General features: G+C 64.5%; 27 protein-coding genes. 19 read left to right on the top strand and 8 right to left on the bottom strand.

The window, feature by feature from the left end; translation table 11 throughout:
• From AB1K63_RS05995 to AB1K63_RS05975, 5 genes are all read left to right on the top strand, one after another.
• Positions 1 to 360 carry a PH domain-containing protein gene (locus tag AB1K63_RS05995; RefSeq protein ID WP_366959052.1) on the top strand — a complete coding sequence of 120 codons (360 nt, stop codon included), beginning with the start codon at positions 1 to 3 and terminating at the stop codon, positions 358 to 360.
• 99 nt (positions 361 to 459) lie between these two features.
• The gene (locus AB1K63_RS05990; RefSeq protein ID WP_366959051.1) at positions 460 to 1,095 is read left to right on the top strand and encodes a fasciclin domain-containing protein; all 636 of its coding nucleotides are present in this window, start codon (positions 460 to 462) and stop codon (positions 1,093 to 1,095) included.
• A gap of 127 nt (positions 1,096 to 1,222) precedes the next feature.
• On the top strand, positions 1,223 to 1,507 hold the full coding sequence (locus AB1K63_RS05985; RefSeq protein WP_366959050.1) for an NAD(P) transhydrogenase subunit alpha: 285 nt from the start codon (positions 1,223 to 1,225) through the stop codon (positions 1,505 to 1,507).
• Complete coding sequence (locus AB1K63_RS05980) at positions 1,504 to 2,949, top strand: NAD(P)(+) transhydrogenase (Re/Si-specific) subunit beta (protein ID WP_366959049.1); 1,446 nt, start codon at positions 1,504 to 1,506, stop codon at positions 2,947 to 2,949. Before AB1K63_RS05985 ends, AB1K63_RS05980 begins: the two co-directional genes overlap by 4 nt.
• On the top strand, positions 2,949 to 3,266 hold the full coding sequence (locus AB1K63_RS05975; protein WP_366959048.1) for a hypothetical protein: 318 nt from the start codon (positions 2,949 to 2,951) through the stop codon (positions 3,264 to 3,266). The genes AB1K63_RS05980 and AB1K63_RS05975 overlap by 1 nt, the downstream gene beginning before the upstream one ends.
• Positions 3,267 to 3,272: 6 nt before the next feature.
• Here the strand turns inward: AB1K63_RS05975 and AB1K63_RS05970 are convergent, their stop codons facing one another.
• Entirely contained in the window at positions 3,273 to 3,692 is a 420-nt protein-coding gene (locus tag AB1K63_RS05970) for a DUF2147 domain-containing protein (protein ID WP_366959047.1), read from the bottom strand.
• 103 nt (positions 3,693 to 3,795) lie between these two features.
• Between AB1K63_RS05970 and AB1K63_RS05965 the strand changes: the two genes are divergently transcribed.
• From AB1K63_RS05965 to AB1K63_RS05935, 7 genes are all read left to right on the top strand, one after another.
• The gene (locus AB1K63_RS05965; protein ID WP_366959046.1) at positions 3,796 to 5,016 is read left to right on the top strand and encodes a parallel beta-helix domain-containing protein; all 1,221 of its coding nucleotides are present in this window, start codon (positions 3,796 to 3,798) and stop codon (positions 5,014 to 5,016) included.
• On the top strand, positions 5,013 to 6,020 hold the full coding sequence (locus AB1K63_RS05960; protein WP_366959045.1) for an SO2930 family diheme c-type cytochrome: 1,008 nt from the start codon (positions 5,013 to 5,015) through the stop codon (positions 6,018 to 6,020). The genes AB1K63_RS05965 and AB1K63_RS05960 overlap by 4 nt, the downstream gene beginning before the upstream one ends.
• A 204-nt stretch (positions 6,021 to 6,224) precedes the next feature.
• On the top strand, positions 6,225 to 7,211 hold the full coding sequence (locus AB1K63_RS05955; RefSeq protein ID WP_366959044.1) for an alpha/beta hydrolase: 987 nt from the start codon (positions 6,225 to 6,227) through the stop codon (positions 7,209 to 7,211).
• 78 nt (positions 7,212 to 7,289) lie between these two features.
• Complete coding sequence (locus tag AB1K63_RS05950) at positions 7,290 to 7,988, top strand: amino acid racemase (protein ID WP_366959043.1); 699 nt, start codon at positions 7,290 to 7,292, stop codon at positions 7,986 to 7,988.
• Positions 7,989 to 8,075: 87 nt separating this feature from the next.
• Complete coding sequence (locus AB1K63_RS05945) at positions 8,076 to 9,236, top strand: deoxyguanosinetriphosphate triphosphohydrolase (protein WP_366959042.1); 1,161 nt, start codon at positions 8,076 to 8,078, stop codon at positions 9,234 to 9,236.
• Positions 9,229 to 9,921, top strand: a complete 693-nt coding sequence (locus AB1K63_RS05940; RefSeq protein WP_366959041.1) for an NAD(P)H-binding protein — start codon at positions 9,229 to 9,231, stop codon at positions 9,919 to 9,921. The genes AB1K63_RS05945 and AB1K63_RS05940 overlap by 8 nt, the downstream gene beginning before the upstream one ends.
• A complete protein-coding gene (locus AB1K63_RS05935; RefSeq protein ID WP_366959040.1) occupies positions 9,918 to 10,511 on the top strand; it encodes a DUF938 domain-containing protein in 594 nt (197 codons plus the stop codon). Before AB1K63_RS05940 ends, AB1K63_RS05935 begins: the two co-directional genes overlap by 4 nt.
• Before the next feature lie 54 nt (positions 10,512 to 10,565).
• On the opposite strand, the gene AB1K63_RS05930 is transcribed toward AB1K63_RS05935, so the two are convergent.
• The gene (locus AB1K63_RS05930; protein WP_366959039.1) at positions 10,566 to 10,697 is read right to left on the bottom strand and encodes an entericidin A/B family lipoprotein; all 132 of its coding nucleotides are present in this window, start codon (positions 10,695 to 10,697) and stop codon (positions 10,566 to 10,568) included.
• Positions 10,698 to 10,819: 122 nt separating this feature from the next.
• Between AB1K63_RS05930 and AB1K63_RS05925 the strand changes: the two genes are divergently transcribed.
• Positions 10,820 to 11,050 carry a hypothetical protein gene (locus AB1K63_RS05925; RefSeq protein ID WP_366959038.1) on the top strand — a complete coding sequence of 77 codons (231 nt, stop codon included), beginning with the start codon at positions 10,820 to 10,822 and terminating at the stop codon, positions 11,048 to 11,050.
• Between the two features lie 4 nt (positions 11,051 to 11,054).
• Here AB1K63_RS05925 and AB1K63_RS05920 read toward each other — a convergent pair whose 3' ends face one another.
• Positions 11,055 to 12,581 (bottom strand): CpaF family protein, encoded by a 1,527-nt coding sequence (locus AB1K63_RS05920; protein ID WP_366959037.1) that lies wholly within the window; start codon positions 12,579 to 12,581, stop codon positions 11,055 to 11,057.
• Between the two features lie 135 nt (positions 12,582 to 12,716).
• On the opposite strand from AB1K63_RS05920, the gene AB1K63_RS05915 reads away from it, so the two are divergent.
• Positions 12,717 to 14,027 (top strand): hypothetical protein, encoded by a 1,311-nt coding sequence (locus AB1K63_RS05915; protein ID WP_366959036.1) that lies wholly within the window; start codon positions 12,717 to 12,719, stop codon positions 14,025 to 14,027.
• On the opposite strand, the gene AB1K63_RS05910 is transcribed toward AB1K63_RS05915, so the two are convergent.
• Complete coding sequence (locus tag AB1K63_RS05910) at positions 14,002 to 14,760, bottom strand: methyltransferase domain-containing protein (RefSeq protein WP_366959034.1); 759 nt, start codon at positions 14,758 to 14,760, stop codon at positions 14,002 to 14,004. The genes AB1K63_RS05915 and AB1K63_RS05910 overlap by 26 nt on opposite strands.
• 126 nt (positions 14,761 to 14,886) lie before the next feature.
• Between AB1K63_RS05910 and AB1K63_RS05905 the strand changes: the two genes are divergently transcribed.
• Both AB1K63_RS05905 and AB1K63_RS05900 read left to right on the top strand, forming a co-directional pair.
• A complete protein-coding gene (locus AB1K63_RS05905) occupies positions 14,887 to 15,879 on the top strand; it encodes a glycosyltransferase family A protein (protein WP_366959033.1) in 993 nt (330 codons plus the stop codon).
• An 11-nt stretch (positions 15,880 to 15,890) separates the two neighbouring features.
• Positions 15,891 to 16,679 (top strand): glycosyltransferase family 2 protein, encoded by a 789-nt coding sequence (locus AB1K63_RS05900; protein ID WP_366959032.1) that lies wholly within the window; start codon positions 15,891 to 15,893, stop codon positions 16,677 to 16,679.
• On the opposite strand, the gene AB1K63_RS05895 is transcribed toward AB1K63_RS05900, so the two are convergent.
• The 3 genes from AB1K63_RS05895 to AB1K63_RS05885 all read right to left on the bottom strand — a co-directional run bounded on the left by AB1K63_RS05895 (position 16,676) and on the right by AB1K63_RS05885 (position 20,405).
• Positions 16,676 to 17,491 carry a glycosyltransferase gene (locus AB1K63_RS05895; protein ID WP_366959031.1) on the bottom strand — a complete coding sequence of 272 codons (816 nt, stop codon included), beginning with the start codon at positions 17,489 to 17,491 and terminating at the stop codon, positions 16,676 to 16,678. The genes AB1K63_RS05900 and AB1K63_RS05895 overlap by 4 nt on opposite strands.
• 257 nt (positions 17,492 to 17,748) lie before the next feature.
• Complete coding sequence (locus AB1K63_RS05890) at positions 17,749 to 19,404, bottom strand: hypothetical protein (protein ID WP_366959030.1); 1,656 nt, start codon at positions 19,402 to 19,404, stop codon at positions 17,749 to 17,751.
• Entirely contained in the window at positions 19,401 to 20,405 is a 1,005-nt protein-coding gene (locus AB1K63_RS05885) for a glycosyltransferase (protein ID WP_366959029.1), read from the bottom strand. The genes AB1K63_RS05890 and AB1K63_RS05885 overlap by 4 nt, the downstream gene beginning before the upstream one ends.
• Before the next feature lie 191 nt (positions 20,406 to 20,596).
• Between AB1K63_RS05885 and AB1K63_RS05880 the strand changes: the two genes are divergently transcribed.
• From AB1K63_RS05880 to AB1K63_RS05870, 3 genes are all read left to right on the top strand, one after another.
• A complete protein-coding gene (locus AB1K63_RS05880; protein WP_366959028.1) occupies positions 20,597 to 21,502 on the top strand; it encodes a DMT family transporter in 906 nt (301 codons plus the stop codon).
• A gap of 77 nt (positions 21,503 to 21,579) precedes the next feature.
• A complete protein-coding gene (gene glmS / locus AB1K63_RS05875) occupies positions 21,580 to 23,403 on the top strand; it encodes a glutamine--fructose-6-phosphate transaminase (isomerizing) (RefSeq protein WP_366959027.1) in 1,824 nt (607 codons plus the stop codon).
• 84 nt (positions 23,404 to 23,487) lie between these two features.
• Positions 23,488 to 25,851, top strand: a complete 2,364-nt coding sequence (locus AB1K63_RS05870) for an EAL domain-containing protein (protein ID WP_366959026.1) — start codon at positions 23,488 to 23,490, stop codon at positions 25,849 to 25,851.
• 6 nt (positions 25,852 to 25,857) lie between these two features.
• Here the strand turns inward: AB1K63_RS05870 and purQ are convergent, their stop codons facing one another.
• On the bottom strand, positions 25,858 to 26,529 hold the full coding sequence (gene purQ / locus AB1K63_RS05865) for a phosphoribosylformylglycinamidine synthase subunit PurQ (protein WP_366960652.1): 672 nt from the start codon (positions 26,527 to 26,529) through the stop codon (positions 25,858 to 25,860).
• Position 26,530: the final 1 nt, after the last annotated feature.

Genomic DNA, 26,530 nt, shown 5'->3' with positions numbered 1-26,530 from the left:
ATGGGACTGCTCAACGCGACCGAAGCCTCGCCGGAGGAATTCGCGCACGATCATGCGCACGCGCTGACCGAAGGGGAACGCGTGTGGGTCGCCTACAAGACGATGCGCGACTGGATCGTCTTCACCGACTGGCGCGTGCTGCACATGGATGTGCAGGGGCTGACCGGCAGCAAGCGGCAGTATTTCTCCGTCCCCTACAAATCGGTGACCGCCTTCGCGATCGAGAGCGCCGGGACGTTCGACCTGGATGCCGAGATCAAGATCTACCTGTCCGGTCACCAGCCGATCCAGTTCAAGATCGGGCGCAAGTCCGACGTCAGCCGGCTGCAGTCTCTGATGGCGGAAAAGCTGCGCGGCTGAGCAGCCGGACCGCCGCGGGCTATTGATTAAAATCAGGAACAAGCACCGCGCAATCCCATTGATGGCCTGTTAACGCCACGCAACAAAGGGACTTGCCACATGAACCTCCGTTCCATCGCAGCCATTTCCGCCCTCGCACTCGCCACTGCGGCGTGCACCACCATGGATGACGGCATGGCCGATTCCATGGACGACGACATGGCCACGGAAACTTCCACGCAGACGACCGCTTCCACGTCCACCACAGCCTCCATCCCGGTCGTCGGCGGGGCGCAGATGCTGCCGTCGCGCAACATCGTCCAGAACGCCAGCGAAGCGTCGAACCTGACCACGCTCGTCAGTCTCGTGCAGGCGGCCGACCTGGCGCAGGCGCTGCAGGGACCGGGTCCGTTCACGGTCTTCGCGCCGACCAATGCCGCGTTCCAGAAGGTGCCGGCCGCGACCGTCCAGTCGCTCCAGCAGCCGGAAAACCAGCAGATGCTGCAGGGCGTGCTGACCTATCACGTGGTATCGGGCAACGTCGATGCGGCCGCGCTCAACTCGCTGATCGAGAACGGTGGCGGCACCGCCACGCTTCCGACGGTGAGTGGCGGCAACCTGACCTTCCGCAAGCAGGGCAACAACATCGTCGTCATGGGCCAGAACGGCTCCATGGGTACGGTGACGCAGGCCAATGTGCGCCAGTCGAACGGCGTCGTGCACGTGATCGACGGCGTGCTGATGCCGGCGATGTAATCGCCGCCAAAGCAGCAATGACGAAACGGGAAGCCCGGGGCGAAAGCTCCGGGTTTTTCGTATGTCACGCGGAGCCTCGACATGGCGGCGTGGCTGTTGCACAACCCTTTCCCGAAGGAGAGGGGCGTTGGATTTCATAACCATCCTGTCGATTTTCGTGCTGGCGTGTTTCGTCGGCTATTACGTGGTCTGGTCGGTCACGCCCGCGCTTCACACGCCCCTGATGGCGGTGACGAACGCGATTTCCTCGGTCATCATCGTCGGCGCGCTGATCGCCAGCGCGGAAGCGGGTAGCGCGGTCGCCAAGTGGCTCGGGCTGGCGGGCGTGGTGCTCGCCAGCATCAACATCTTCGGCGGCTTCGCGGTGACCGAGCGGATGCTCGCGATGTACAAGAAGAAGGAGGGCAAATGATGCTCTCCATGCTGGCGGCTGGCGCCGATGCCGGCGGCGTGAACCATTGGGTCGCGCTCGCCTACCTGATTTCCGGCGTGTGCTTCATCCTCGCGCTGCGCGGACTGTCGCATCCCTCGACCAGCCGTCAGGGCAACCGCTTCGGCATGGCGGGTATGCTGATCGCGGTCGTGACCACCCTGGTCACCCATGACGTCGCGAACATCGTCGAGATCGCGATCGCGATCGCCATCGGGGGGCTCATCGGGTTCCTGATCGCCCGCCGCATCGCCATGACCGCGATGCCGGAACTGGTGGCGGCGTTCCACAGCCTCGTCGGCCTCGCTGCCGTTCTGGTGGGCTGGGCCGCCTATCTCAATCCGGGCGCGTTCGGCCTGCTGCTGCCCGACGGCGGCATCGATCCGGTCAGCAAGATCGAGATGGGTCTCGGCATCGCCATTGGCGCGATCACCTTTTCCGGATCCGTCATCGCGTTCGCCAAGCTGTCCGGCCGGATGAGCGGATCGCCGATCCTGCTGCCCGCGCGTCATTTTATCAATTTGGGCACTCTGGCGGCGATACTGGTGCTGACCGCCCTGTTCGCACTGACCGTGGGCGATGCGAACCTGCCCTTCGTCATCGCGCTGACCGTGCTGGCCTTCGCCATCGGTTTTCTGCTGATCATCCCGATCGGCGGGGCGGACATGCCGGTCGTGGTGTCGATGCTGAACAGTTATTCGGGCTGGGCGGCGGCGGCGATGGGCTTCACGCTGGGCAACAGCGCCATGATCATCACCGGCGCGCTGGTCGGCTCGTCCGGCGCGATCCTCAGCTACATCATGTGCCGGGCGATGAACCGCAGCTTCATTTCCGTGATCGCGGGCGGCTTCGGCGCGGATGCCGCGGCAGGCGGGGGCGAGGCGCGCGAGCAGCGCCCCTACAAGCAGGGCAGCGCCGCCGATGCGGCCTTCATGCTGGAGCAGGCGGAAAAGGTCATCATCATTCCCGGTTACGGCATGGCCGTGGCACAGGCGCAGCACGCGCTGCGCGAGATGGCCGATCTGCTCGAGGAGAAGGGCGTGGAAGTGAAATACGCCATCCACCCCGTCGCCGGACGCATGCCGGGGCACATGAACGTGCTGCTGGCCGAAGCGCAGGTGCCTTACGAGAACGTGTTCGAGCTGGAGGACATCAATTCCGAGTTCGCGCAGGCGGACGTCGCCTTCATCATCGGCGCGAACGACGTGGTCAATCCGGCGGCCAAGACCGACAAGTCCAGCCCCATCTACGGCATGCCCGTGTTCGACGTGGACAAGGCGAAACAGGTGTTCTTCATCAAGCGGTCGATGGGCGGGGTCGGCTATGCCGGCGTCGACAACGACGTTTTCTACATGGACCAGACGATGATGCTGCTTTCGGATGCGAAGAAGATGGTCGAGGAAATCGTGAAGGCGCTCGACTGATGCGCGGTGCCCTGCTGCTCGCCGGCGCGCTGGTCCTGTCCGGCTGCATCACCCAAATCGCCGAATCCCGTGTCCGCTCCGCGCTGGTCGATGCGGGCGTCGGTGACCGGACTGCCGGGTGCATGGCGGGCCGGATGGTCGACCGCCTCACGATCGACCAGTTGCGCAAGCTGGAAGAGTTGAAGAAGCCCGCCGACGACGCGGAAGAGGATAGCCTGGAAGACTATCTCGACCGCGTTGCCCGGGTGGGCGATGCCGAGGTGCTGACGGTGACCAGCACGTCCGCCGCCCTGTGCCAGATCGGGCTGGCGGAGTGACCTGCCTTACGCTTTCGTGAAATAGGCGGTTCGGCAGAACACCGCGACGCAGCCCTTGATCTTCAGCCGGTTGCCGACCTTCTGGAGTTCCGCGTTGAAATAACGGCCCTCCTTGGGGCTGTATCCCTTGCCGTCCCATTCGTCCCCGTCGGGCGTTAGCGACCAGAAGATGGTCAGGCCCTTCACAGGTCGGTCGCGCTTGGACTTGTCCGGGTTCTTGCGGTCGCGCTCGCCCCCTTCCGGTTCGGCGACCAGGAAGCGGGTGATCTTGCCGCACATGCCCGATCCGCACTTGTAGAAGTTGACGATCGCGTTGCCGTCGTCGGTCTTCCAGTTTCCGGCAATGGATTCAGGCGCGGCGTGGGCGGGGCCCGCGAAGGCCAGCGTTGCGCCTGCCAGGGCGGTGATCGCGGCAGTGTGTCGCATGGAAAATTCCTCGAATTGCGGCGTCGTCCGGTCAACGCACTGGGCAAGCCCTTGGTTTCGGGCGATTAGTGGCGCATACTGTGCGCGAGAGGATGACCATAGCATGAAACCGACATCACGCGCGCTCGCCGCGGCCCTGATGGCCGCAACCGCAATCTCGGCCCCGCTCGCCGCCCGGACCATCGCGGTCGAACCGGGGGACGGCGCGCAGGAACGGCTACAGGAGGCCCTGATCCTGGCCGAGCCGGGCGACGTCGTGGAACTGGGCGCCGGGACCTTCGCCCTGACCGATGGGCTCAGCCTCGACGTGGACGACGTGATCGTGCGCGGGGCCGGCATGGACGAAACCGTGCTGGACTTCACCGGACAGCAGGGCGCGGGCGAAGGCCTGCTGGTGACGAGCGACAACGTCCTGCTGCGGGATTTCGCGCTGGAAAACCCCAAGGGGGACGGGGTCAAGTCCAAGGGCGCGGACAACATCATCTACCACCGCATCCGCGTGACCTGGACCAACGGGCCGGACGAGAACAACGGCGCCTACGGCATCTACCCGGTCGAAAGCACCGGCGTGCTGGTGGACGGGTCCAAGGTGTCCGGCGCATCCGATGCCGGGATTTATGTCGGGCAGAGCGACCGGATCACGGTGCGCAATTCCATCGTGGAAGCGAACGTCGCCGGGATCGAGATCGAGAACAGCCGCAACGCGCTGGTCGAGAACAACATCGCCACCCGCAACACCGGCGGCATCCTGGTGTTCGACCTGCCCAACTTGCCGGTGATGGGCGGGGGCAACGTGATCGTCCGCCGCAATCTCGTGGTCGCGAACGACACCGCCAATTTCGCCCCGGCGGGCAATATTGTCGCCAGCGTGCGCCGCGGCACCGGCGTGCTGGTGATGGCGAACGAGAACGTGCTGGTCGAAGACAACGTGTTCGAGAACAATCCGACCGCCCATGTGATGGTGATCGCCTACACGCAGCCGTTCGATGACGAGACCTACAACCCCTATGCCCGCAACGTGGTCATCGGGACCAATGCCTTCGGGCGCGGCGGGGACGATCCGCAGTTCGACGGAAAGGACATGTTGCTGGCGGCCTTCGGCGGCAGCCTGCCCCCGATCATGTGGGACGGCATTTCCGAGATGACGGACGATCCGGGCCTGCGCGTGGCGGACGGACAGGCGGGCTGGACTCTCGGCCTGACCGAGCCGGGACAGGATTTCGCCGCGGCGAGGCCGGCACCCCTGCAAGCGGCATCCCCCGCCGCGGATTTCGACATGGCCGGCATCGGTGCACCGGTCGAACTGGAAGCGCGCCTGCGGTGATAGGACGCGGTGTCTTCTGCCTCGCGGTCGCCAGCTTCATCGCGGCCACCGGACTGGCGCGCTCGCCAGCGCCGGTGAACGACGATGCGGTCATGGAAGGAACGCGGCGCGCGCTGTCCGAATATAATTTCTTCACCGACCTCGCCGGGCAACAGCCCAATTTCGAAGTCACGCCCTACCGGCTCAACATGCCGCTCTATTCGGACGGTGCGGAAAAGCTGCGCTTCGTCTTCCTGCCCGACGGGAAGAGCCTGGCGGCGGACGGGGAAGGGCTGCTTCAATTCCCGGTCGGCAGCGCGATCATCAAGACTTTCGCGTTCGGGGAAGGGGCAGACCGGCGCCTGATAGAGACGCGGCTGCTGCTGCACCGTGCGGATGGCTGGCTGGCGCTCCCCTACAAGTGGAACGAGGAACAGACCGACGCCACGCTGGCGCTGGCTGGTGCTCGGCTGGAGGTCGAGCGGCCGGGCGGGGACACGATCAGCTACCGCGTGCCGAACAAGAACCAGTGCAAGGAATGTCATGGCCTCAACGGCGCGGTCGTCCCGATCGGGCCGAAGGCGCGCAACATGGCGCATGGCTGGCTGGCGCAGATGGTCGAGGCGGGCGCGCTCGACCGCATGCCCGAGGGGGCCGACACTCTGCCGGTCTGGGAAGACCGCGCCGATGCGGACGCGGAGCAGGTGGCGCGTGCCTATCTCGACGTGAATTGCGCCCATTGCCATCGTCCCGCGGCGACCGCGTCCAATTCCGGTCTGGACCTGCGCTGGGAGCAGGACGGCGCGATCGCGCTCGGCATCCTGAAGCGCCCGGTCGCGGCCGGGCGCGGATCGGGCGGGCACGAATTCTCCATCCTGCCGGGCGAACCGGACCGGTCCATCATGGTCCACCGGATGGACAGCGTGGAACCGGGTGTGGCCATGCCGGAACTGGGCAAGTCGACGGTCGATCCGGACGGCGTAGCAGCGGTGCGTCGCTGGATAGAGGGAATGCCCGCTTCCTGAGCTGACGCATCCTGCCGGTGCGGTTCGATCTGTCCTACAAAGGCCCTTCGGTGATAATGTCGCGGCCATGGACACGATGCCGTCTTTCACGCCTCTTCCGACTGCCCTTGGCGGGCGGTCATGTGGGGCCGATTTTTCTTTGCCAGGACAGTGGTCCATGCGGTCCATGTCTCCCCGTTCGGCCGCGACGGAAGGAGGGGAGGGGTGCTGAAATGGGCCCTGCGAGTCGCGGCAGTGCTGGCCATCGTACTGGTAGTCGCGTTCCTCGTCCTGCGCACGCCGGACACCGATCCCGCCGCGATGCGGGCGAAGTATGGCGGCCCGCCTTCGCAGTTCGTGACACTGCCCGACGGGCGCGAAGTGCATGTGAGGGACGAGGGGCCGCGCAATGCGCCCGCCATCGTGCTGCTGCACGGCTCCAATTCGGATCTCCACACTTGGGAGCCATGGGCGGAAGCCCTGCGCAACAACTACCGCGTCGTGCGCTTCGACCAGCGTGGGCACGGCCTGACCGGTCCCGCGCCCGACCGGAGATACGACCGCGCCGCCTTTGCCGCGGATGTCGACGCGGTGGCGGACGCGCTGGGGCTGGGCCGCTTCGTCCTCGGCGGAAATTCGATGGGCGGCTGGGTGACGCTCGCCTACGCGCTCGACCATGGCGACCGGCTTGACGGTATCGTGCTGCTCGACGCGGCGGGCGCGCCTGAACTGCGGGAGACGCAGGGCAATATCGGCTTCGCCATCGCGCAGACACCGGGGGCGAGCTGGCTTATGACGCAGGTCACGCCGCGCTCGCTGGTCGAAAGCAGCCTGCGCCAGAGCGTGTCCAACGCGGCGATCGTAACGCCCGAAGCCGTCGACCGGTACTGGGAACTGCTGCGCTATCCCGGCAACCGGCAGGCGACGGTGGACCGCTTCTCCACCCGCGATCGCACGCCCTATACCGATGCGGAGCTCGGCTCGATCGACGTGCCGGCGCTGATCATCTGGGGCGATGAGGATGCGCTGATCCCGGTGGAGGCGGCGGACTGGTTCGCCGAGCGCCTGCCGCGCAGCGCGCCGCCGGTCGTCTATCCGGGCATCGGCCACCTGCCGATGGAGGAGGCCGCCGAACGCAGCGTGGCGGATTTGCAACTCTGGCTCGACACGCTTCGGGAAAACGGCGCGGAAGCTATCGACGGGGCCACGTAAACCCTGTCTGTTGACCGGCAATGAAGCACGGCCCGCATTCCATCCGCCGGTGCCATGCGATGATGAAAGGATGACGAATTGCGCAAGCTTGGGTTGATCGGGGGGATGAGCTGGGTTTCCACCCGTACCTATTACGAGACCATCAATCGCAAGGTGCAACGCCGCGCCGAACCGATGGCGAGCGCGCCGCTGCTGATCGAGAGCCTCGACTTCCGCACGCTCTACGGCCTGCGCGATGGCGCAGACTGGGACCGTGCGGCGGGCGTGCTGATCGATTCCGCCCGGCGGCTGGAGCGGGCGGGCGCGGAAGGCCTGGCGATCTGCGCGAACTCGATGCACCGCGTCTACGACCGGGTGGCCGAAGCGGTCTCGATCCCGATCCTCCACATCGCGGACTGCGTGGGCCAGCGCATGGCGCAGGACGAAGTGACCAGCGCCGCCATGATCGGCACGCGCAACGTCATGACGGAGAGCTTCTATCGCGAGCGGCTCGTCGCCCACGGCATCGAGCTGCTGCCGCCCGACATGGAAACGGTCGATGGCGTCGACGCGCTGATCTACGAACAGCTGATGCTAGGCAAGGCGACCCGCGACGCGGAACGGCTGCTGAAGACGGTCATCACGCGCAAGGAGCAGGAAGGCGCCAAGGCGATCGTCCTCGCCTGCACGGAGCTGGAACTGGTGGTGGACATCGACGCCAACGTGCTGCCGATTTACGACTCCGCGCGCATCCACTGCGAAGCGGCGGTCGACTGGATTTTCGGCGAGCGGTCGTAAAAACGCGCCCGGTCGCCCGCCTTTCCGGCACGGCCGGCACACCCGGCATTGTCGCCGAATCGCACATCGCATAGATCGCCAGCCACAATGGACCGTGCCCCCTACGCCTCCGATCCTGCGCACAGCCGCGGCCGCGAATTTCCCGAGGAACGGGACGGCCCCCGCGGCCCGCGCTCCGCCTTCCAGCGCGACCGCGACCGGATCATCCACTCGATCGCCTTTCGCCGCCTGCGGTCCAAGACGCAGGTCTTCATCGCGCCCGATGGCGACCATTACCGCACCCGCCTGACTCACAGCCTGGAAGTCGCGCAGATCGGCCGCGTACTTGCCCGCGCACTGCGGCTGGACGAGGACCTGACCGAAGCCCTGTGCCTGGCGCACGATATCGGCCACCCGCCTTTCGGCCATGCGGGGGAAAAGGCGCTCAGCCAGGCGACCGCGCGCCATGGCGGCTTCGACCACAACGCGCAGTCGCTGCGCGTGCTGATGCGGCTCGAAAGCCCCTATTGCGCCTATCCCGGCCTGAACTTGTCGTGGGAAGTGCTGGAAGGCATGGCGAAGCACAACGGACCGACCGCCGCGTCGAACTGGGCGCTGGAGGAACTGGACGCCGCAGTCCCGCTTGACCTGGCGCGCTGGCCCAGCCTGGAAGCGCAGGTCGCCGCCGTCGCCGACGACATCGCCTACGACAACCACGATATCGACGACGGCCTACGCGCCGGCTTCATCACGCTCGACCAGATCCTGGCGCTGGACTTCGTCGCTGACCAGTGGCGCGACGTCGAACGCCGCTTCCCGCAGGCGCCGCACGATCGCAAGCTGCGCGAGCTGGTGCGCGGCCAGATCGGGCTGATGGTGAACGATGTGCTGGAGCACACGCGGGCGAACCTGGAAGGGCTGAAAACGGTCGAGGATATCCGGGGGGCGGGGCGCCAGATCTCTGGCTTTTCGCCCACGATGGCGTCACAGGAGCGGCGATTGAAGCGCTTCATGTACGACAATCTGTACCATCATACAGACCAGCTCGCCGCGGCGGAGCGCGCCCGCGACGTGGTGGCGAGGCTCTATGCCGCCTACGATCAGGACACGGCGCTGCTCACGCAGGGGTGGCGCGCGACCCTGCCGGAAACGGAACCTGCCCGCACGCGGCATATCGCGGACTTCATCGCCGGCATGACCGACCGGTTCGCCATGGACCAGTACCGCGCCATCTACGGGCGCAAGCCCGAGGGCCTCAGCAATGTCTGAGCCGGTCAGGATTGCCCTGTTCGGCTCGACCGGGTTGGTGGGCAGCCAGATCATCCGGGAGGCCGTCGGCCGCGCCGACCTCCGGCTCACCGCCGTCGCACGGCGCGAGTTCGGCCTTCCCGCCGGGGCGCACATGGAGCTCATCGTGGCGGGGAGCGATGCCTGGACCGACATCCTTCGGACGATGCGCCCGGACGTGGTGGTGAGCACGCTCGGCACCACCTGGAAAAAGGCGGAGCGCGACGAGGAAGCATTCCGCGCGGTCGACCACGACCTCGTCATGGAAGTGGCGAGGGCGGCCCGTGAAACGGGGGCGACACGCTTCGTTGCTGTCTCGTCCGTGGGCGCGGACTACAACGCCAAGACCTTCTACCTGAGGGTCAAGGGAGAGACGGACAGGGACCTGTCCCACCTGCAGTTCAAGCGTCTCGACATCCTGCGGCCGGGCCTGCTGCGCGGGAAGCGGGATAACGACCTGCGTGTGCTGGAAGGCCTCGGCCGGCTGGCCAGTCCAGTCGTGGACCTGTTCCTGCAAGGCGGAGCCGCCAAGGCGAGGTCGATCCCCGCCGCGACTGTGGCTAGAGCGTGCCTCTCGCTTGCCAAGCGCAAGGCGTCGGGCCGCTTCGTGCACGACAACGATGCGATCCGCCGTGCTGCCGGAGAACTGGGCGAGCTGGCGGCATGAAGAGGTACGCCCCGGCCACGGCACGCAACAGCGAACCAATCGCACGGGTTCTGGAAACGGAATTGCCGGAACGGGGCACGGTGCTGGAAATCGCCAGCGGCTCCGGCGAACACGCGGTGTTCCTGGCGCGCCGGTTCCCGCACCTCGTCTGGCAACCGACCGATCTCGACACGGAAGCACTTGAATCGATTGCCGCCTGGTCCGAGGACAGCGGGCTGGGAAACATCGCAGAGCCACTCGCTCTCGATGCATCGGAGGAGCGATGGCCCATCGACCGCGCCGACGCGATCCTGTGCGTGAACATGCTCCACATCAGTCCGTGGAGTGCCACGACGAGCCTGTTTGCAGGGGCGGCAGTCGTGCTGCAGACCGGAGGTAAGCTAATCCTCTATGGTCCGTTCCTGGAAGCAGGGGTCGAAACGGCAGACAGCAATCTGCAGTTTGACGACAGCCTTCGCCAGCGGAATCCGGACTGGGGGCTGAGGAACACAGACGATGTCGATACCGTCGCGAACGAACACGGGTTCATCCGCAATGCGCGCTACCCGATGCCGGCCAACAACCTGATTCTCGTCTATCGCAGGTCCTGATACGAAAACGCCCGCCTTTTCAGGGCGGGCGCTTTCACATTCGGGCGATGGCGATCAATCGATAGCGTCTTCACCGGCTTCGCCCACGGACTCGACATCCTGGCCGAGGCCCTTGACCGTGTTGCAGGCCGTAGCCGACAGTCCCAGTGCACCGATGGCTACGCTCAGAGCGATCTTGCGGATCATGACTTGTTCCTTTCGAGTGATTGGAATTCCCACCTGCGAGCCGAACGTTCCGTTTCACGGGCGGTTCCGGACCATCGTCGCAACGCCTTGCGCTCGGCCGAACGAACGCCAGATAGGGCGCCATGAAACTGCCCGACTTCGTCACTTTCGCGAGCGAAGCGACCATCATGGCGCTGTGGGGCGGAGGGTTCCTGCTCCTCGCCGCGCTGGCGCTCCTCGCAGAGCGCTTTCAGCGCAAGCGCACGCGGTTCGACCGCGTCGGCATGATAAACTGGACACCGATCTTCCTCGCTTGCGCAGTGGTCGGCGGCGGTCTGCTGGCCATGGCCGTGCCGGCGATGCTGCGCGGCTAGCGCCTCAGAGGCAGGCTTCGAGGTACGCCTGGTCGAAGCCGAACTGGCGTGCCTTTTCGAGCGTGTACGGACGCAGGCCACTCGAACGGAACTCGCCGAGGATCTTTCCGTCCTCGCTCTCGTCCAGGTACTCGAACTTGAAGAGTTCCTGCGTGACGATCACGTCGCCTTCCATTCCGATGACCTCGGTGACATTGGTGGTCCGGCGCGTACCGTCGCGAAGGCGCTTCACCTGCACGATGAGATCGACGGACTCCGCGATCTGACGGCTGATGGCTTCCTTCGGGATCTTGATGTCGCCCATCAGGATCATGTTCTCCATACGACCGAGGCACTCTCGAGGGGAGTTGGCGTGAAGCGTACACATCGAACCATCGTGGCCCGTATTCATCGCGGCGAGGAGGTCGAAACACTCCGCGCCGCGAATTTCGCCCAGAATGATGCGGTCCGGGCGCATACGCAGGGCGTTCTTGACGAGGTCGCCGATGGTGATGGCGCCCTGGCCCTCGAGGTTGGGGGGACGCGTTTCCAGCGGCAGCCAGTGCGGCTGCTGCAGGCGAAGTTCGGCCGCGTCCTCGATCGTCAAAACGCGCTCGCCCGGGTCGATCATCTTCGACAGCGAGTTCAGCATCGTCGTCTTGCCCGAACCCGTACCGCCCGAAATGACGATGTTCATCCGGCAGGCGCCCGCGATCTTCAGGGCCGTACACATCTTCTCGCTCATCGAACCCCAGTCCTTGAGGTTATCGAGCGTGATCGGCTTTTCGGAGAACTTACGAATGGAGATCGCGGTGCCGCGCAGAGAGAGGGGCGGAACGATGACGTTGACGCGGCTGCCGTCCTTGAGACGGGCGTCGGCGAGCGGGGTGGTCTGGTCGACGCGGCGGCCGACCTGGTTCACGATCCGCTGGGCGATCTGGAACAGGTGGCTTTCGTCGCGGAACTGGATCGGGGCCAACTGCAGCTTGCCCTTCTTTTCGATGTAGGTCTGTTCAGGTCCGTTGACCATGATGTCGGACACGTCGGGATCGTTCAGCAGCTCTTCGAGCGGGCCGAAGCCAAGGAGCTCGTCAATCAGGACCTTTTCCAGCGCGAACTGCTCGCGCCGGTTGAGGGTGACCTTGAGCTCTGCGAGCACTTCCAGGATGATCGGCCGGAATTCTTCCGACAGCTCGTCCTTGGTCAGCGTCGCGGCCGCTTCCGGATCGACGCGTTCGAGCAGGCGCGGTAGCACCTGTTCCTTGATCTTGTGAACGCTGGCTTCGAAGCCGCCGACTTCCGACTGGTTGGCATGGATCGCGTTGGCGCGGTCCGCCAGACGCGTCATCGCGTCTTCCTTCTTCGGAGCGGAGGGCGACCCGACGTCTTCGGGTTCGGCACCCTGTCCGGGCAGCGGCGGGAACTGTTCGCCCCCCTGCGGAGCGCCCGAAGGTTTTCCGTCCCCCCCGCGCATGGGGCGCGCGACACCGAAGGCGGGCCGGGAACCCGGTTTCATCCCGCCAGGTCCGGTCTTGCGTCCGAATGCACTCATCTATTCACCCCTTGCCGACCCGACAGCTTTCAAAATCTGAAGTCCGGCGAGGCTATGGCAAAACTTGGTGAACAAATTGCAAAGGCTCTTTGATAGCTAACCCCGGCGAAGCATGGACGTGCCAAGGAGATCGCGTTGTACCTCGATGTAGCAAAAGGCTGGGCGAAACTGATCGGCTCCAATGCCGCGGCATCGCTGTTGCAAATAGGCACGCTGGCCATCGCGGCGAGGGCGCTCGAGATAGAAGCACTGGGCATGCTCATCCTTGTCCAGACATGGGTCCGGGTGGTCGACGGCTTGCTGAATTTCCAGTCGGTCAACGTGCTGACCCGGTTCCTGAGCGAAGCCGAAGAGAGCGGACGCGACGAATGGTTCGCAGGACTGATCAAGGCGGGGCTGATCATCGATCTCGCCACCGCCGTCCTGGCGATGGGGGTTTCCATTGTCGGGCTCTTCCTGGTCGGTTCGTACTTCGGCCTCGCCGACGAATGGCTGGTGGCCGCGATCGTCTACAGTCTGGTGATCCCGACGCGGCTGTTCGGTGCCGCCGAGGCTGCCCTGCGATGCATGGGGCGCTTCTGGATGATTGGTGGCCGGTCCACCTTCCACGCCTTGCTGGTGTTTTGCGGGACAGTCTCTGTCTGGTTGCTCGGAGGAGATGTCGTCGATCTCCTTGGGGTCTGGATTGCAGGTGAGATCGTCGCCAACCTCTGCTTCCTCGGTATGACCTGGTCGGTGTTGACGCACTCCAGTTACGACATCGCGCGATCCGATGCCCGGGGCGCTGTCGCCATGAGTCCGAATTTCTGGTCGCAGTTGTGGCAGACGAACGCTTCGCTTGGCGTGCGGATGCTGACCCAGGACGGTGACGTTCTCATCGCCGGCGGACTGCTGGGACCGGCTGCGGCAAGCCTCCTTCGCGCGGCCAAGGCATTGTCCGGAGCACTGGGCCAGCTCGGCTGGCCGTTGCGCCAAGTGGTGAGCGCGCCTCTTTCGCGGTTCGCTTCCCAGCGCGACTTCAGGTCCCTGAGACGTATGGCGATGGGCGTTTCGGTCGTCGGTATGGTCGCAGGAATAATCGCAACGGCTGGCTTCGCGCTGTTCTCAGAGAGCATCATGCGAATGGTCTTCGGGACGGAGTTCGTGCTGGCGGCGTTCGTCGCGATCCTCCTGTTCGGGGCGCGGACACTATTTTTAAGCGGGGTGCCCCTGATGCCCGTCATGCTTGCGATCGACCTTTCGGGCCGTTTCCTCGGTGCCGTCATTGCCGGGACAGTCGCTTTTGCTGTCGTGGCCGCTTTGGCGTTGGGACCGCTCGGACTGGTCGGGCTCGCCCTCGGTCATATCGCGTTCGAAGTTGTCTGGCTTGGCTATGGCTGGATCGCAACCTTACGCGAATTGCGCAAACGCGAGAGCCAGTTCAGCCCCGTCCAAGGGCCTGTCTGACCTTTCGGGCTATCGCTCGCTTGGGCTGTGCAGCCTCTGCAAATTCGTATTGCTCCGGATGGACGAGATCCAGCAGGGACCGGCTGGCCGGATCCGCTTTCGCCAGCAGGTCGACCTTCTCAGACCCTCGCTTCGCGTAGACAAGGGTATTCTGGCGATACCAGAAGGGAATGTGCCGCTCGTTCCAGAAATGCGGCCGGACGATATCGAACGGATCGTACCCGTTGCCGGAAAAGAATTCGGCCCAGTAGCTCGGCCAGCGCTCGTTGATGTGGCCTACGCCGCCCTGCATCGGGATCGCCGCCGAAAACAGGACGAGGTCGCTATGTGCGCAGAGATCTGCCACGAAGGTCGCAGCGCGATCCTCAGGCAGGTGTTCAGCCACCTCCAGGGTCATGGCGAGATCGAAGCGTCGATCGGTGCCGATCGGCTGGCGTAAATCCCTGAGATCGATGATTTCGGGCGCAACAACCATGTCGGCTTCCCGGGCCCATGTGCCTTCGTACCCACGGACGTCCGAAATTCCGATTTCCTCTGCGGCCGCCAGCCAGCTTCCAACCCCGCAGCCGAAATCGCAAAGGCTTTCGAACTCGACCAGCCGGTGGAGAAAGCCGAGTATCTCGAGCGCCGCGCGATGAGTGCGTGCATGACGATCATCATGAAAACCACGGGAATACAGCTGGGCGGAGGTATCGATGGTCCCAAGTCCTTGCAGAAGATCAAAACGGAGCATTACGAGTGTTAGGTCCGGCCTTATGCTATCCGACTGGTTTCGCGATTGCTAGCAGATGCGCCCGGAAGGTTTCTTTTCTCGAACGAGCCGAAATCAAAAGTGTCCTCGCCTCTCGTCACCATCCTGATGGCCGTCCACAACGGCGCCCGGTTCCTGCCGGCCGCGCTCGAAAGTGTGGCAAGCCAGACGATGCGGGACTTCGAATTGCTGGTCATCGATGACGGCTCGACCGACGCGACGGCGGACATGCTCGCGGCCCATGCAGCAAATCACCCCGGGACCAGAGTCTATCCGAATGAACGAAATATCGGACTCACCGCTTCGCTCAATCGGGGCTTGGGATTGGCGAGAAGCAAATACATTGCGCGCCTGGATGCCGACGATCTGGCGATGCCGGAAAGGCTTGCGCGGCAGACCGAGTTTCTCGACGCGAACCCGGACCATGTTTTCGTCGGCAGCAGGGAAAAGGTCGTAGACGCATCGGGCCGATCCGTCCGACGCGGGCGGGGCGCACTGACCAGCGCCGAGACGGCGTATCTCGCGAATTTTACGCCGCCGATCGTCCACTCGTCCGCCATGATCCGAAGATCGGCGCTTTTGGACCACGATCTTCGCTACGATGAGCAATTCGTGACCGCGCAGGATTTCGATTTCTGGCAACGGCTGCTGCGGATCGGCAAGGGCGCAAGGCTGGGAGATACCTTGGTCGCGCTACGCCAGCACGACACCAGTGTCTCGCGCGTCAGACGCACGGCACAGGAGCAGAACGCCATTGCGATTGCCCAACGCTCCCTCGCCGAAAATGGGGCCTTGAGCGACGAGGGTGCGCAGGCCGTGGCGCGCTTCGTAACCGTCGGCGAGTTGGATCGGCGGTACTCCGCCGGAAAGGTGATGGACCTGGTATTCGACTTCGAAGCAGGCTGGATCTCGCAGCAGCGTGATGCGCCCACGGAAATCTCGCGCATCCCGTCCTTGACTGCCGGCATCCTCCTGAAGGGGATGTCGCGCGCAACTTTGGGATATACGGACCGATTGAAGATGGCGGGCGAGCTCATGCGGGGGCGGTTTTTCTCGTCCAGCAAAGAACTCGTCTCGATCGGTCTCCGACGCCTGATCTGAAAGGAATGACGATGTCCCATTCAGCGTCCGGCCCTGCGAAGATCGATCTGGTCCTCCCGTACTACAATGAGGAGAACTTCATCGAGGCGACGCTGCGGTCCCTGATCGCTCAGCGCCGGCAGGAATTTTCACTCGTGCTCGTCGACAACGCATCGACTGACGGAACGACGGAAATCGCGAAGCGGGTGCTGTCCGATTACCCGGGAATTTCGACGACCTGGCTCACGGAAGAGCGGCCTGGGCAGCTCTACGCGCTGCAGACCGGGATTGGAGCGACGACGGCGGAGCTCATCGGCACGGTCGATGCCGACACTTACTACCCGCCCAGCTATGTCGGCCGTGCGATCGATCTGGCGAGAGAGGAAGAACGGGCTGCAGCCGTTCTGGCGGTGAATCTTGGATCGAGGACAAACCGGAGAATGCCACCGGACAGATGGCTGCAGATCAGGTTTTTCCCGGACAAGTGCCACGCCGGGGGGGCGGGCCACATCTATCGCCGTTCCGCCTACGAACGCTCTGGCGGGTTCGACGAGACTATCTGGCGGTTCGTTCTGTTCGACCATGAGATCGTGAACAGGATCGGTCGCTTCGGCAAGCTGGTATACGATCGCGATCATGTAATCTTTGCGTCCGACCGGAGGGATGGACCGGACAAGCGAAGCTGGACGCCTTTCGAGCGGCTACTCTACAAGATATTGCCGGAGAACCTGATGGACTGGTTCTTCTACACATTCCTTGCGCGAAGGCTGGCTGCAAGGAGCCAGGACAACTCCGTCCTTCGCGCCAGAACCTGGAGCTAGCGAGTGTTTGTCAGGAGGTCGGAAACTGCCAGCGCGTAAGCGTCCCAGCTGAACCGCCGAATTGCGGCTTGCCGTGCGCGCTCTTGGCGCTCTTCCCGCTCGGATGCAGTCAAGGACATGACCTTCTCTATCGCATTCACCCATGCGTCAGCGTCGCCCGGAGGCAGAAGCTGGCCGGTAACGCCGTCAAGCACGGCATCGCGCAGTCCGCCGTGGTCGGATGCGAGGACCACTGCCCCGCACGCCGCCGCTTCCGCCGCCACGAGGCCAAAGCCTTCGTATTCCCCGTTCACGTCGTCGAGATTCGGGACGATGACGGCAAGGGCGCGGGAATAGGCCTTGGCGAGATCCTGGGGACTGAGATTGCCGAGAAATTCGACGCGGTCTGGTTCGGGAAGGCGACTCAACTCGCCGCCCCAATCGGTCCCAGCCACCTGAAGGGAGATAGAGCCGGGCAGTTTCGGCAACACTTCGCGAGTGAACCAGCCGCAGCCTTTTCTCGGGATGAGCCGGCCTGCAAAAAGCAATTTTCCGTTGTGGCGCCGCTCGATCGACGCGGCGTGCAGGTCGGTCCCGAGAAGGAGCACTTCGCTTCGCGTCCAGCCGGCGTCCGCGACGACCGAGGCCGTGGCGCGGGAATTGGCGATGAGGATGCACCGGCGGCAAAGACGCGCGCCGAGCGCGAGGTACACGCCATAGGCACGACCCTTGAGACCGCCGCGCCGGTGGTAGGCGATATCGGTTCCATGGGCGGCGATGGCTACCGTCGCATGGCGCCAGATTGCCATCGCCAGTAGCGCGACCGGCCACATCGCGACATCTCCTATAAGGACGCCGGAGGGCTTCTTCTCGAGTTCAAGGAACCGGCGAAGAATTACGAATGGGAAAAGTGCCAGAGCCGTTGCCCGCGGGGGCAAGCCACTCTCTCTGCCTCGCAGCGCGATTGTCTCGAGCGGGCCGGTCCTGGCGAGCCCGTCGGCGACCCGGTGGGACCACGTTTCCATGCCTCCCATCGCGGGGGCCCATTTCCGGGTGACGAAGACAATCAGAGCCACAGGATCATCGTCCGTCAGAAGAGGGTCCACAGCGACAGTTCCGGTTCGGCCGTTTCGGGAACGGAGACCCCTTCTGCCCAGATCAGCTTGGCCGGAACGGTTGTCGAACGAACGGTCACGGGACCCCGGTCGAGATAGAGGCGGTCGCCGGTGTCGTAGGGCTTTCCATCGAGTTCGATCTTGCCTTCGAGGACCTCGTATTCCCCGGGAACGCGGATTTTCCATCTTATCGTAGCAGGGGTGTCCGATTGCCAGCCGGCGAGCCAGAAGGGCCCCCAGGCATGGATGAACGTGTCGCGGAGCACCTCAGCGTCGACTGGATGGAACTCCCGGGCAGGTCCGCGTTCGCGCAATAACGACGTCCACATCGTGCCATTTTCGACCACGAGCGGAACCTGCTGCTCCTGAAGCTGTCTCGTGAAAAAAGGCTCACCGGACCTGAGATAGCCGTCGAGACCCCAAGCCGTCATGAACCCGTTCGCCTTGTCTTGCCGCGCGAACATGTCCGGAAAATCGAAATACTTCACGGGACGCTCGAACATCGCCCGCTCAGCCGCGTGCACCTCCTTCTGCCGCGCGAGAGTCGACCTGTCGTCGACGGCGACGACTGCCGCAGCATTTGCGAACATCGCCACTGCCACCAGAACGCCTTTCCTGTTTTTCGAGAGCCACTCCGCCGCGGGAACCAGGCCCGCACACACCGGCGCCATCATGAAAACATAAAAGTAGGGGAGGGTGTTCTGATAAAAGACGAGGCATGCCAGCGGCGACAACAGCAATGCGAATAGCCAGGGTTTGCTTACCGATCCCCGCGCGATGAGGATCAGGGAGGCTGCAACCATGACAAAGGTCGGGAGACCGATCAGCAAGCCTTTTCCGAAGAATTTCCAGTAAGGATTGACGGAGAGGGAAAACATCTTGTCCGCCGCGTTGCCGACCGAGGCACCCGTATCCGAAGCCTGCACTGCCGGTACATCCAGCCCGTGCAGGACGATCAAGACCAACGCAGCCGCCCCTGTGAGCAGTCCGAGTCCCAGAATGCGGAGCGCCTTTTCCGACGAGTAGTCGGCGTCCTGCCAGTACCGGAATGCCATTGCCGCGAAAGCCGGCGCCCAGAGGACGCTCTTGATGGTGATGGCGAATGCGAAAGCTGCAGGCAGAGCGATGAGCAACAGGTTGCGCGCACGCAAATCCTTGCAGGCAAAAATCGCCAGGCTCAGGGCTAGGGCCGCCGTGGCGATCGGATCGGTACGAAAAGCGAAGCCGTGCTGGATTACGTAACCGAAAGACACGTAGGCGAGAGCACAGATGATGGCCGCCTCCCGCGATCCGAACCGACGTGCAATCGCGAAGATCGATCCGAGCGTGACAAGCTCGCAACCGAACATGAAAATGCGTGCGATCCGTATGTGGTCGACGGTGTCGCCAGGCAGGAAGGTGACCCAGCCGAACAGTCGCACGTGCAAGGTCTGGATCGCCCGGTTTAGCGTGCCTTCCTGCGCAAACGCCCACACCTCCGAGTAATAGAAGTACTCGTCCCAGTTGATCGCGCGCGTCGCCACGAGGGACGCCTGGAGAAGAAGGATCCCGACCAGCGACGCTGCAAGAGCCCGCTCGCCGTTCCAGACCTGCGGCAGGGCCCTCCCGGGGGAGAGGGCGTTCGCGATCATGCCCGTCGCCTCCGCGCCTCGGCGCGCTCGTCGCGGGGCTGATCCCGTTCCTGCGCCGCGACGATGTCGTTCAGTTCGCGCAGCTCGCTAAGCGCGGCCTCGATGAGCCGTCGGTTGGCGGCCACAAGGTCGGCCAGGACACCAAGGATCGCCACGAGCGTTCCCAGCACCAGCAATGCGCCGCCAATAACGAGCGACTGGACATGGCCGTCCCCGTCGCCAGCGGCCCAGTAGGCCAGGAAGCGCAGGATCGGCAATGCTCCGAGGAGCGCCAGAACCATTCCCCCTCCCACGAACACCCGCATCGGGTTGTGGGTTGTGTAGGCGCGGGCGATGGTGATGCCGGTGTTGACGATGAAGCGCGGGATCGACGTGAACAGGCGCGAGGGGCGCAGGGTCCTGTTGGTGCGCACCGGCACGCTGGCAATGGCCAGACGCTTGCGGCCGGCCTGGATCAGCATGTCGGTGGTGTAGCTGAAATCGGTCGTGATGTTGATTTGCTGCGCGGCGCTGCGGGTCATGGCGCGAAAGCCGCTGACGGCATCGGTGATGTCGGTGCGCGACAGGCGCCGCACGACATGGCTGCCCAGTCGCTGCAGCTTGCGCTTCACCGGGCCGAAATGGGCATTGTCCGCGACCCCGCGGTCGCCGATGACGATGTCGGCCTCTCCGGCCACGATCGGAGCGACCAGCCGCGCGATGTCGGCGCCTTCGTACTGGCCGTCCGCGTCGGTGTTGACGATGATGTCGGCATCTTGTGCCAGCGCCGCCTTGACGCCGGACCTGAAGGCATGGGCGAGGCCGCGGTTCCGGCGGTGCCGGACGATGTGGTGGACGCCCCAGAGGCGGGCCACGTCGGCGGTGCCATCCGAACTCCCGTCGTCGATCACGAGGATTTCCACCGTGTCGATTCCGTCGATGCGCCGCGGTATCCGCGCCAGCGTCTCGGGCAGATCCTCCGCTTCGTTGAAGCACGGTATCTGGACGATGAGTTTGGTCATGCTCGCGTTCTTTGCCCCCGCACACGGCGCCTCGCGACCGCGTCTGGCGATGCTGTGCCGCAGCAGGCTTTAAGGAAGCGTAAACCACGCCGCGTAAGATTTGCTGCAGCATTCGGCCGATGCGGCGGACATGCGGGACTGGCCAAGCGCGCGGCGCATCACTAGGGGGCGATAACCGCGTTTCGGACACTATGCAGAACGACGATTTATCAAAAGGTTTGCTGTTCGCGCTGGCAGGTTTTGCGCTGCTGGCGACGGGCGATGCCGTCATCAAGACGATGGCGGGGCAATGGTCGCCGCTGGCGGTGGCAGCGCTGCGTTTCGCGATCGGCGCAGCGGGGTTGAGCGTCCTGCTGTGGCGCCACGAGGGCAGCGGCGCGTTCCGGCCCCGGCGGCCGCTGCTGCAGGTCGTGCGCGGCACATGCCTGGCGATGGCGACGCTGTTCTTCTTCTCCAGCATCTTCCTGATTCCGCTGGCCGCCGCGACCGCGCTTGTGTTCATTTCACCGATCCTGACGGCGCTGCTGGCCGGGCCGGTGCTGGGCGAGAAGGTGCGCAGGGCAACCTGGATCGCCTCGGCCATGGCGTTCGCCGGGGTGGTGATCGTCCTTCGCCCCAATGTGGCAGAGATCGGCTGGGCGGCCTGCCTGCCGCTGTGCTCCGCGGCCTTCTTCAGCGGCATGGTCATCACCAACAGGGCCGTCGCCGGGGAGGGCAGCGCGCTTTCGATGCAGGTCTTCGTGGCCCTGGTTGCGGCGCCGATCCTGGCGCTGGCGGCTCTGGCCGGCTGGGCGAGCGGCATCCCGCTGCTGGAGATCGGGCCGCTGGACTGGGACGTCGCCGCGCGTTGCGCGATCGTCGCCGTGACGGCCAGCAGCGCGCACTGGCTCATCTACCGGGGCACCGAACGCGCCGGCGCATCGAGCGTGGCGCCGATGACGTATGTGCAATTGCTCATCGCCAGTGCGCTGGGATGGTGGTGGTTCGGGGACGTGCCGGATCTCGGCACGCTGGGCGGCGCGGCGATTATTATCGGCGCCGGCCTCTATCTCTGGCGGTCGGGACGCCGGGTGCCGAAGGTGCGCGTTGCAACCTGATCCGGCATCGCTACACGAAATTCTCATTACCGGGCGCCCATGGGCCGCCCTTCCAACCCAGAAGCGGGACTGATCGAATGTGCGGAATTATTGGTATCGTCGGAAAAACGCAGGTCGCGGACCGTCTGGTCGACGGCCTGAAGCGCATGGAATACCGGGGATACGACAGCGCTGGCGTGTGCACGATAGATGACGGGCAACTGATCCGGCGGCGCGCGCAGGGCAAGCTTTCGAACCTCGTCGCGGAACTGGAACGGTCCGGTGCGCCTGGCGAGATCGGGATAGCCCACACCCGCTGGGCCACCCACGGTGCCCCGACCGCGAACAACGCCCACCCGCACGCCACCGACCGGGTTGCGTTGGTCCATAACGGGATCATCGAGAATTTCCGCGAATTGCGCGAGGAACTGGAAGGCGAAGGCCGCCGGCTCGAAAGCGAGACCGACAGCGAGGTCGTGGTCCATCTCGTGTCGCGCGAGATCGAGAACGGTGCATCGCCGCACGATGCCGTGCGTGCCGTCCTGCCGCGCCTGCGGGGCGCCTTCGCGCTGGCCATCGCGTTTCGCGACCATCCCGGGCTACTCATCGGGGCGCGCCTCGGTTCCCCGCTTGTCGTCGGTTACGGGGAGGGGGAGATGTATCTCGGTTCCGATGCTCTCGCGCTGGCGCCGCTGACGCAGGACATCTGCTATCTGGAGGAAGGCGACTGGGTCGCTATCGAGCGCACGTCCGCCACGATCTACGATGCGGACGGAAATCCGGCAGAGCGCGAGGTGACCACGTCCGGCGCTTCGGCCGCCGCGGTCGAGAAGGGCAATTACCGCCACTTCATGCAGAAAGAGATTTTCGAGCAGCCGACGGTCGTCGCACAGACGCTGGCGAGTTACGTCCGGCAGGCGGACGAGACCGTCGCCCTGCCGCAGCTCGATTTCGACCTTTCCGCCATTCGCCGGGTGACGATGGTCGCATGCGGCACGTCGTACTATGCCGCGATGGTCGCGAAATATTGGTTCGAACAGTTCGCGCGGGTCCCGGTGGACCTCGATGTCGCGAGCGAGTTCCGGTATCGCGATCCCGTGCTGGAGGAAGGCGGGCTGGCGCTATTCATCTCTCAAAGTGGGGAGACGGCCGATACGCTCGCCGCGCTGCGCCACTGCAAGGCGGAAGGTCAGACGATCGCCGTGGTGGTCAACGTGCCCACCAGCACGATGGCGCGTGAGGCGGACCTGTTGCTTCCGACCCATGCCGGACCTGAAATCGGTGTCGCATCGACCAAGGCCTTCACGTGCCAGCTGGCGGTCCTGGCTGCGCTCGCCGCGCATTTCGCCGTGGTGAAGGGCAAGATGTCCCGATCGGAAGAACAGGAGGTGGTTCGCCACCTGCTGGAGGCGCCGGCCTGCCTCAACGCGGCGCTGGACCATGACGAGGACATCGCCGCCATGGCGCACCTCATCGCACCGGCGCGCGACGTCCTTTACCTGGGCCGCGGCCCGGATTTCCCGCTCGCCTTGGAAGGCGCGCTGAAACTGAAGGAAATCAGCTATATCCATGCCGAAGGCTACGCCAGCGGAGAGATGAAGCACGGTCCGATTGCGCTGATAGATGAGGACGTGCCGGTGGTGGTCCTCGCGCCGTCCGGTCCGCTGTTCGAGAAGACCGTGTCCAACATGGAAGAAGTGCGCGCGCGGGGCGGAAAGGTCGTGCTGATCTCGGACGAGGAAGGCCTGCGCAGTGCGGGCCGGGACTGCATGGCGACGATCTGCATGCCCAAGGTACACCCGCTGATCGCGCCGCTCGTCTATGCCGTTCCGGTGCAATTGCTGGCCTATCACGTGGCGGTCGCGAAGGGCACCGACGTGGACCAGCCACGCAATCTCGCCAAGTCGGTGACAGTCGAGTAAGCGATTATAAACCATCCTGAAATTGTTATGAAATTTCCGACAGGCTTTACTCACTCCTAACCAATCGCGCTTATCGGAAATCCCGTGAGCGGGACCAACCCAAAACAGGCGAGCGAAGTCGAGCGGCTTCCACGGGCTATGGTGCTGGGATTCTCGGCGCCCAAGTCCGGGGACGAATCGTCGCTGCGGACGATGCAGTACCAGCAGTTCGCCAAGTCGGGTCTGCTTCGCATCCTGCTCCAGGCGCTCGGCGCGGTTCTCACCGCCTGGGCGTGTTTCAAGATCACCGGTCCGCTGCTGATTGGCGTATGGTCCGTCCTGCTGGTCGCCGCGATCGCGTTCGGCCTTCGCAACACGAAGAAGCTGGGCGAAATCGAGTTCCGGTCGGTCGAAAGATCGGACGTCCGGCGGCAACTGAGCACCATGATTGTCACGTCGTTCGTCTGGTGCATGCCGATCATCGCCATCAGCATCATGGGTTCGGCGAGCGACCTTGCGCTCGTGTGGGGTATCGTGGCCTGCCTCATGGTGGCAGCGGCGCTTTTCCAGCCCTTCGCCCCGCTTTCGACGATCGTGTTTGCGAGCCTGACCGGCCTCGTGGGGACGGGTTGCGCCGTTTATCTCCAGCGTTTCGACATCGCGCTTCTCTTCCTGACATTCGCGAGCATCGTGACCGTAGGGGCGCTGAAGCACGGTCGTACCTTCATGGTCGCGCACCTCGCGCGCGTCGGCGTGGCCGAGCAGGAGGAAGTCGTCTCCATGCTCCTGCGCGAATTCGAGGAAAACCAGGCGGACTGGCTGTGGCAGATCGACGTGTCGCGCCGCATCCGTTCCGTCTCGCCGCGTTTCGCCTATGCGCTCGGGCGCTTGCCGGAACAGGTCGAGGGGCAGCCCTTCCTGCAGCAGATCGCGGGCGAGAGCTGGGAATCGGGTGAATTCTCCCCGACGCTTCGCGACCTGGCCGAGCGGATCAAGTCGCGCGAGAACTTCTCCAACCTGATCGTCCTCGTCGTCATCAATGGGGAGGAACGCTGGTGGGAACTGTCCGGCACGCCGATCCACGACGATTACGGCGCCTATGCGGGTTTCCGCGGGGTCGGGTCGGACGTGACGGAGCAGCGCAAGTCGAACGAGAAGATCGCCTACCTCGCGCGGTACGACACGCTGACCGGCCTGCCCAACAGGCTCATGCTGAACGAGGCGCTGCGCGATGCGCTGAAATTCTCCGAGAAATGGCGCACGCGCTGCGCTTTCCTGATGCTCGACCTCGACCGTTTCAAGGCGGTCAACGATTCGCTCGGTCACATGGTGGGCGACCAGATGCTGGCGGAGGTATCGGAGCGGCTGAAGGATCTGATGGACGAGAATGCCATCTGCGGGCGTCTGGGCGGAGACGAGTTCGCGATCGTCATCCGCGACGCGTCGGACCGGCAGGTCGTCGACAAGCTGGCGCGCAGCATGATCTCGCGCCTGTCGCAGCCCTACGACATCGACAATCACACGCTCTATGTCGGCGCCAGCGTCGGGTCCGCCATCGGACCGCGTGACGGCAAGACCGTGGAAGAACTGATGCGCAATGCCGACCTCGCGCTCTATCGCGCCAAGGACGATGGCGGCGGCGCGCATTTCCAATACGAGCCGACCCTGCACAAGCATGCCGAGGAACGCAGGCAGCTCGAGGCGTCGCTGCGCCATGCGATCGCGAAGGAGGAACTGGTCCTCAATTACCAGCCGGTGGTCGACGCGAACAACGAACAGCTTGTCAGCTTCGAGGCGCTGGTGCGCTGGAACAGCCGCGACCACGGCTTCGTCAGCCCCGGCAAGTTCATCCCGCTGGCCGAGGATACCCGCCTCATCGTGCCCATCGGCACTTGGGTGCTGGAGGAAGCCTGCCGCGAAGCAGTCAAGTGGCCGCCGCACGTGCGGGTCGCCGTCAACGTCTCCGCCGAGCAGCTGATCGAACCCGACTTCACGACCACCGTCGTGCGCGCGCTCTCCGCCAGCGGACTGCAGGCACATCGCCTGGAAATCGAAGTGACCGAGAGCATCTTTCTGCGCGATGCCGACATCGCGAGCACTGCCTTGCAGCAGGTCATGGATCTGGGCTGCACGGTCGCGCTGGACGATTTCGGGACCGGCTATTCCTCGCTCGGATACCTGCGCAAGCTCAGTTTCTCGACCATCAAGGTGGACCGGACCTTCGTTCAGGGCGCGGCGCAGAAAAGCGCGGAAAGCATTGCCATCATCCGGGCCGTGGTCGCGATGGCGGACAGCCTCGGTATGAGCACGACAGCCGAAGGGGTCGAGGATGCGGAGGAGGCGGAAATGGTCCGCACCATGGGCTGCACCAAGATCCAGGGCTATTATTTCGGCAGGCCGATGGCCGCCGACGATGTGCAGGACATATTCCGCCAGCCGCGCCGCCCGCGCGAAAGGATCAGCGCCTGACGCGCGTCAGGCGTTCGCCAAGCTTTCGATCACGTTCCGGAAAATGCGGCTGCCATCGGTGCCGCCATGCGCCGCGTCGACGGCACGCTCGGGATGCGGCATCATGCCCAGCACATTGCCATTCTCGCTGACGATGCCCGCAATGTCGCGCTGCGACCCGTTGCGGTTTTCCAGGTAGCGTAAGGCCACGCGCCCTTCGCCTTCCAGCCGGTCCAGCGTCGCATCGTCGGCGAAGTAGTTACCGTCGTGATGCGCGACCGGAATATGGATCGTTTCGTCCGTTTCGAAGCCGGACAGGAAAGGCCCGGTCCGGCTTTCTACGCGCAGGGGCACGGTGTGACAGAGGAAACGCTGGCCCGCGTTGCGCATCAGCGCGCCCGGCAACAGGCCGCATTCGGTCAGCACTTGGAAGCCGTTGCAGACCCCCAGCACCGGCACGCCGCGCTCCGCTTCGCGCATCACGGCCGCCATGATCGGGCTGCGGGCGGCCATCGCGCCGGAACGCAGGTAGTCGCCGTAGGAAAATCCGCCGGGCAGGGCGATCAGGTCGAGCCGGTCGGGCAGGGCGGTCTCGCCATGCCAGACGTTCTCCACTCTCGTCCCGCCCAGCCGCTCGATCGCCACGACCATGTCCCGGTCGCAGTTCGATCCCGGAAAGGTGACGACGGCCGCGCGCAGA

This window comes from Qipengyuania sp. JC766 (assembly GCF_040717445.1).
Classification (GTDB): Bacteria; Pseudomonadota; Alphaproteobacteria; order Sphingomonadales; family Sphingomonadaceae; genus JC766.
The sequence above is the reverse complement of the archived record's forward strand: the minus strand, read 5'-3'. Positions and strand labels throughout refer to the sequence as shown.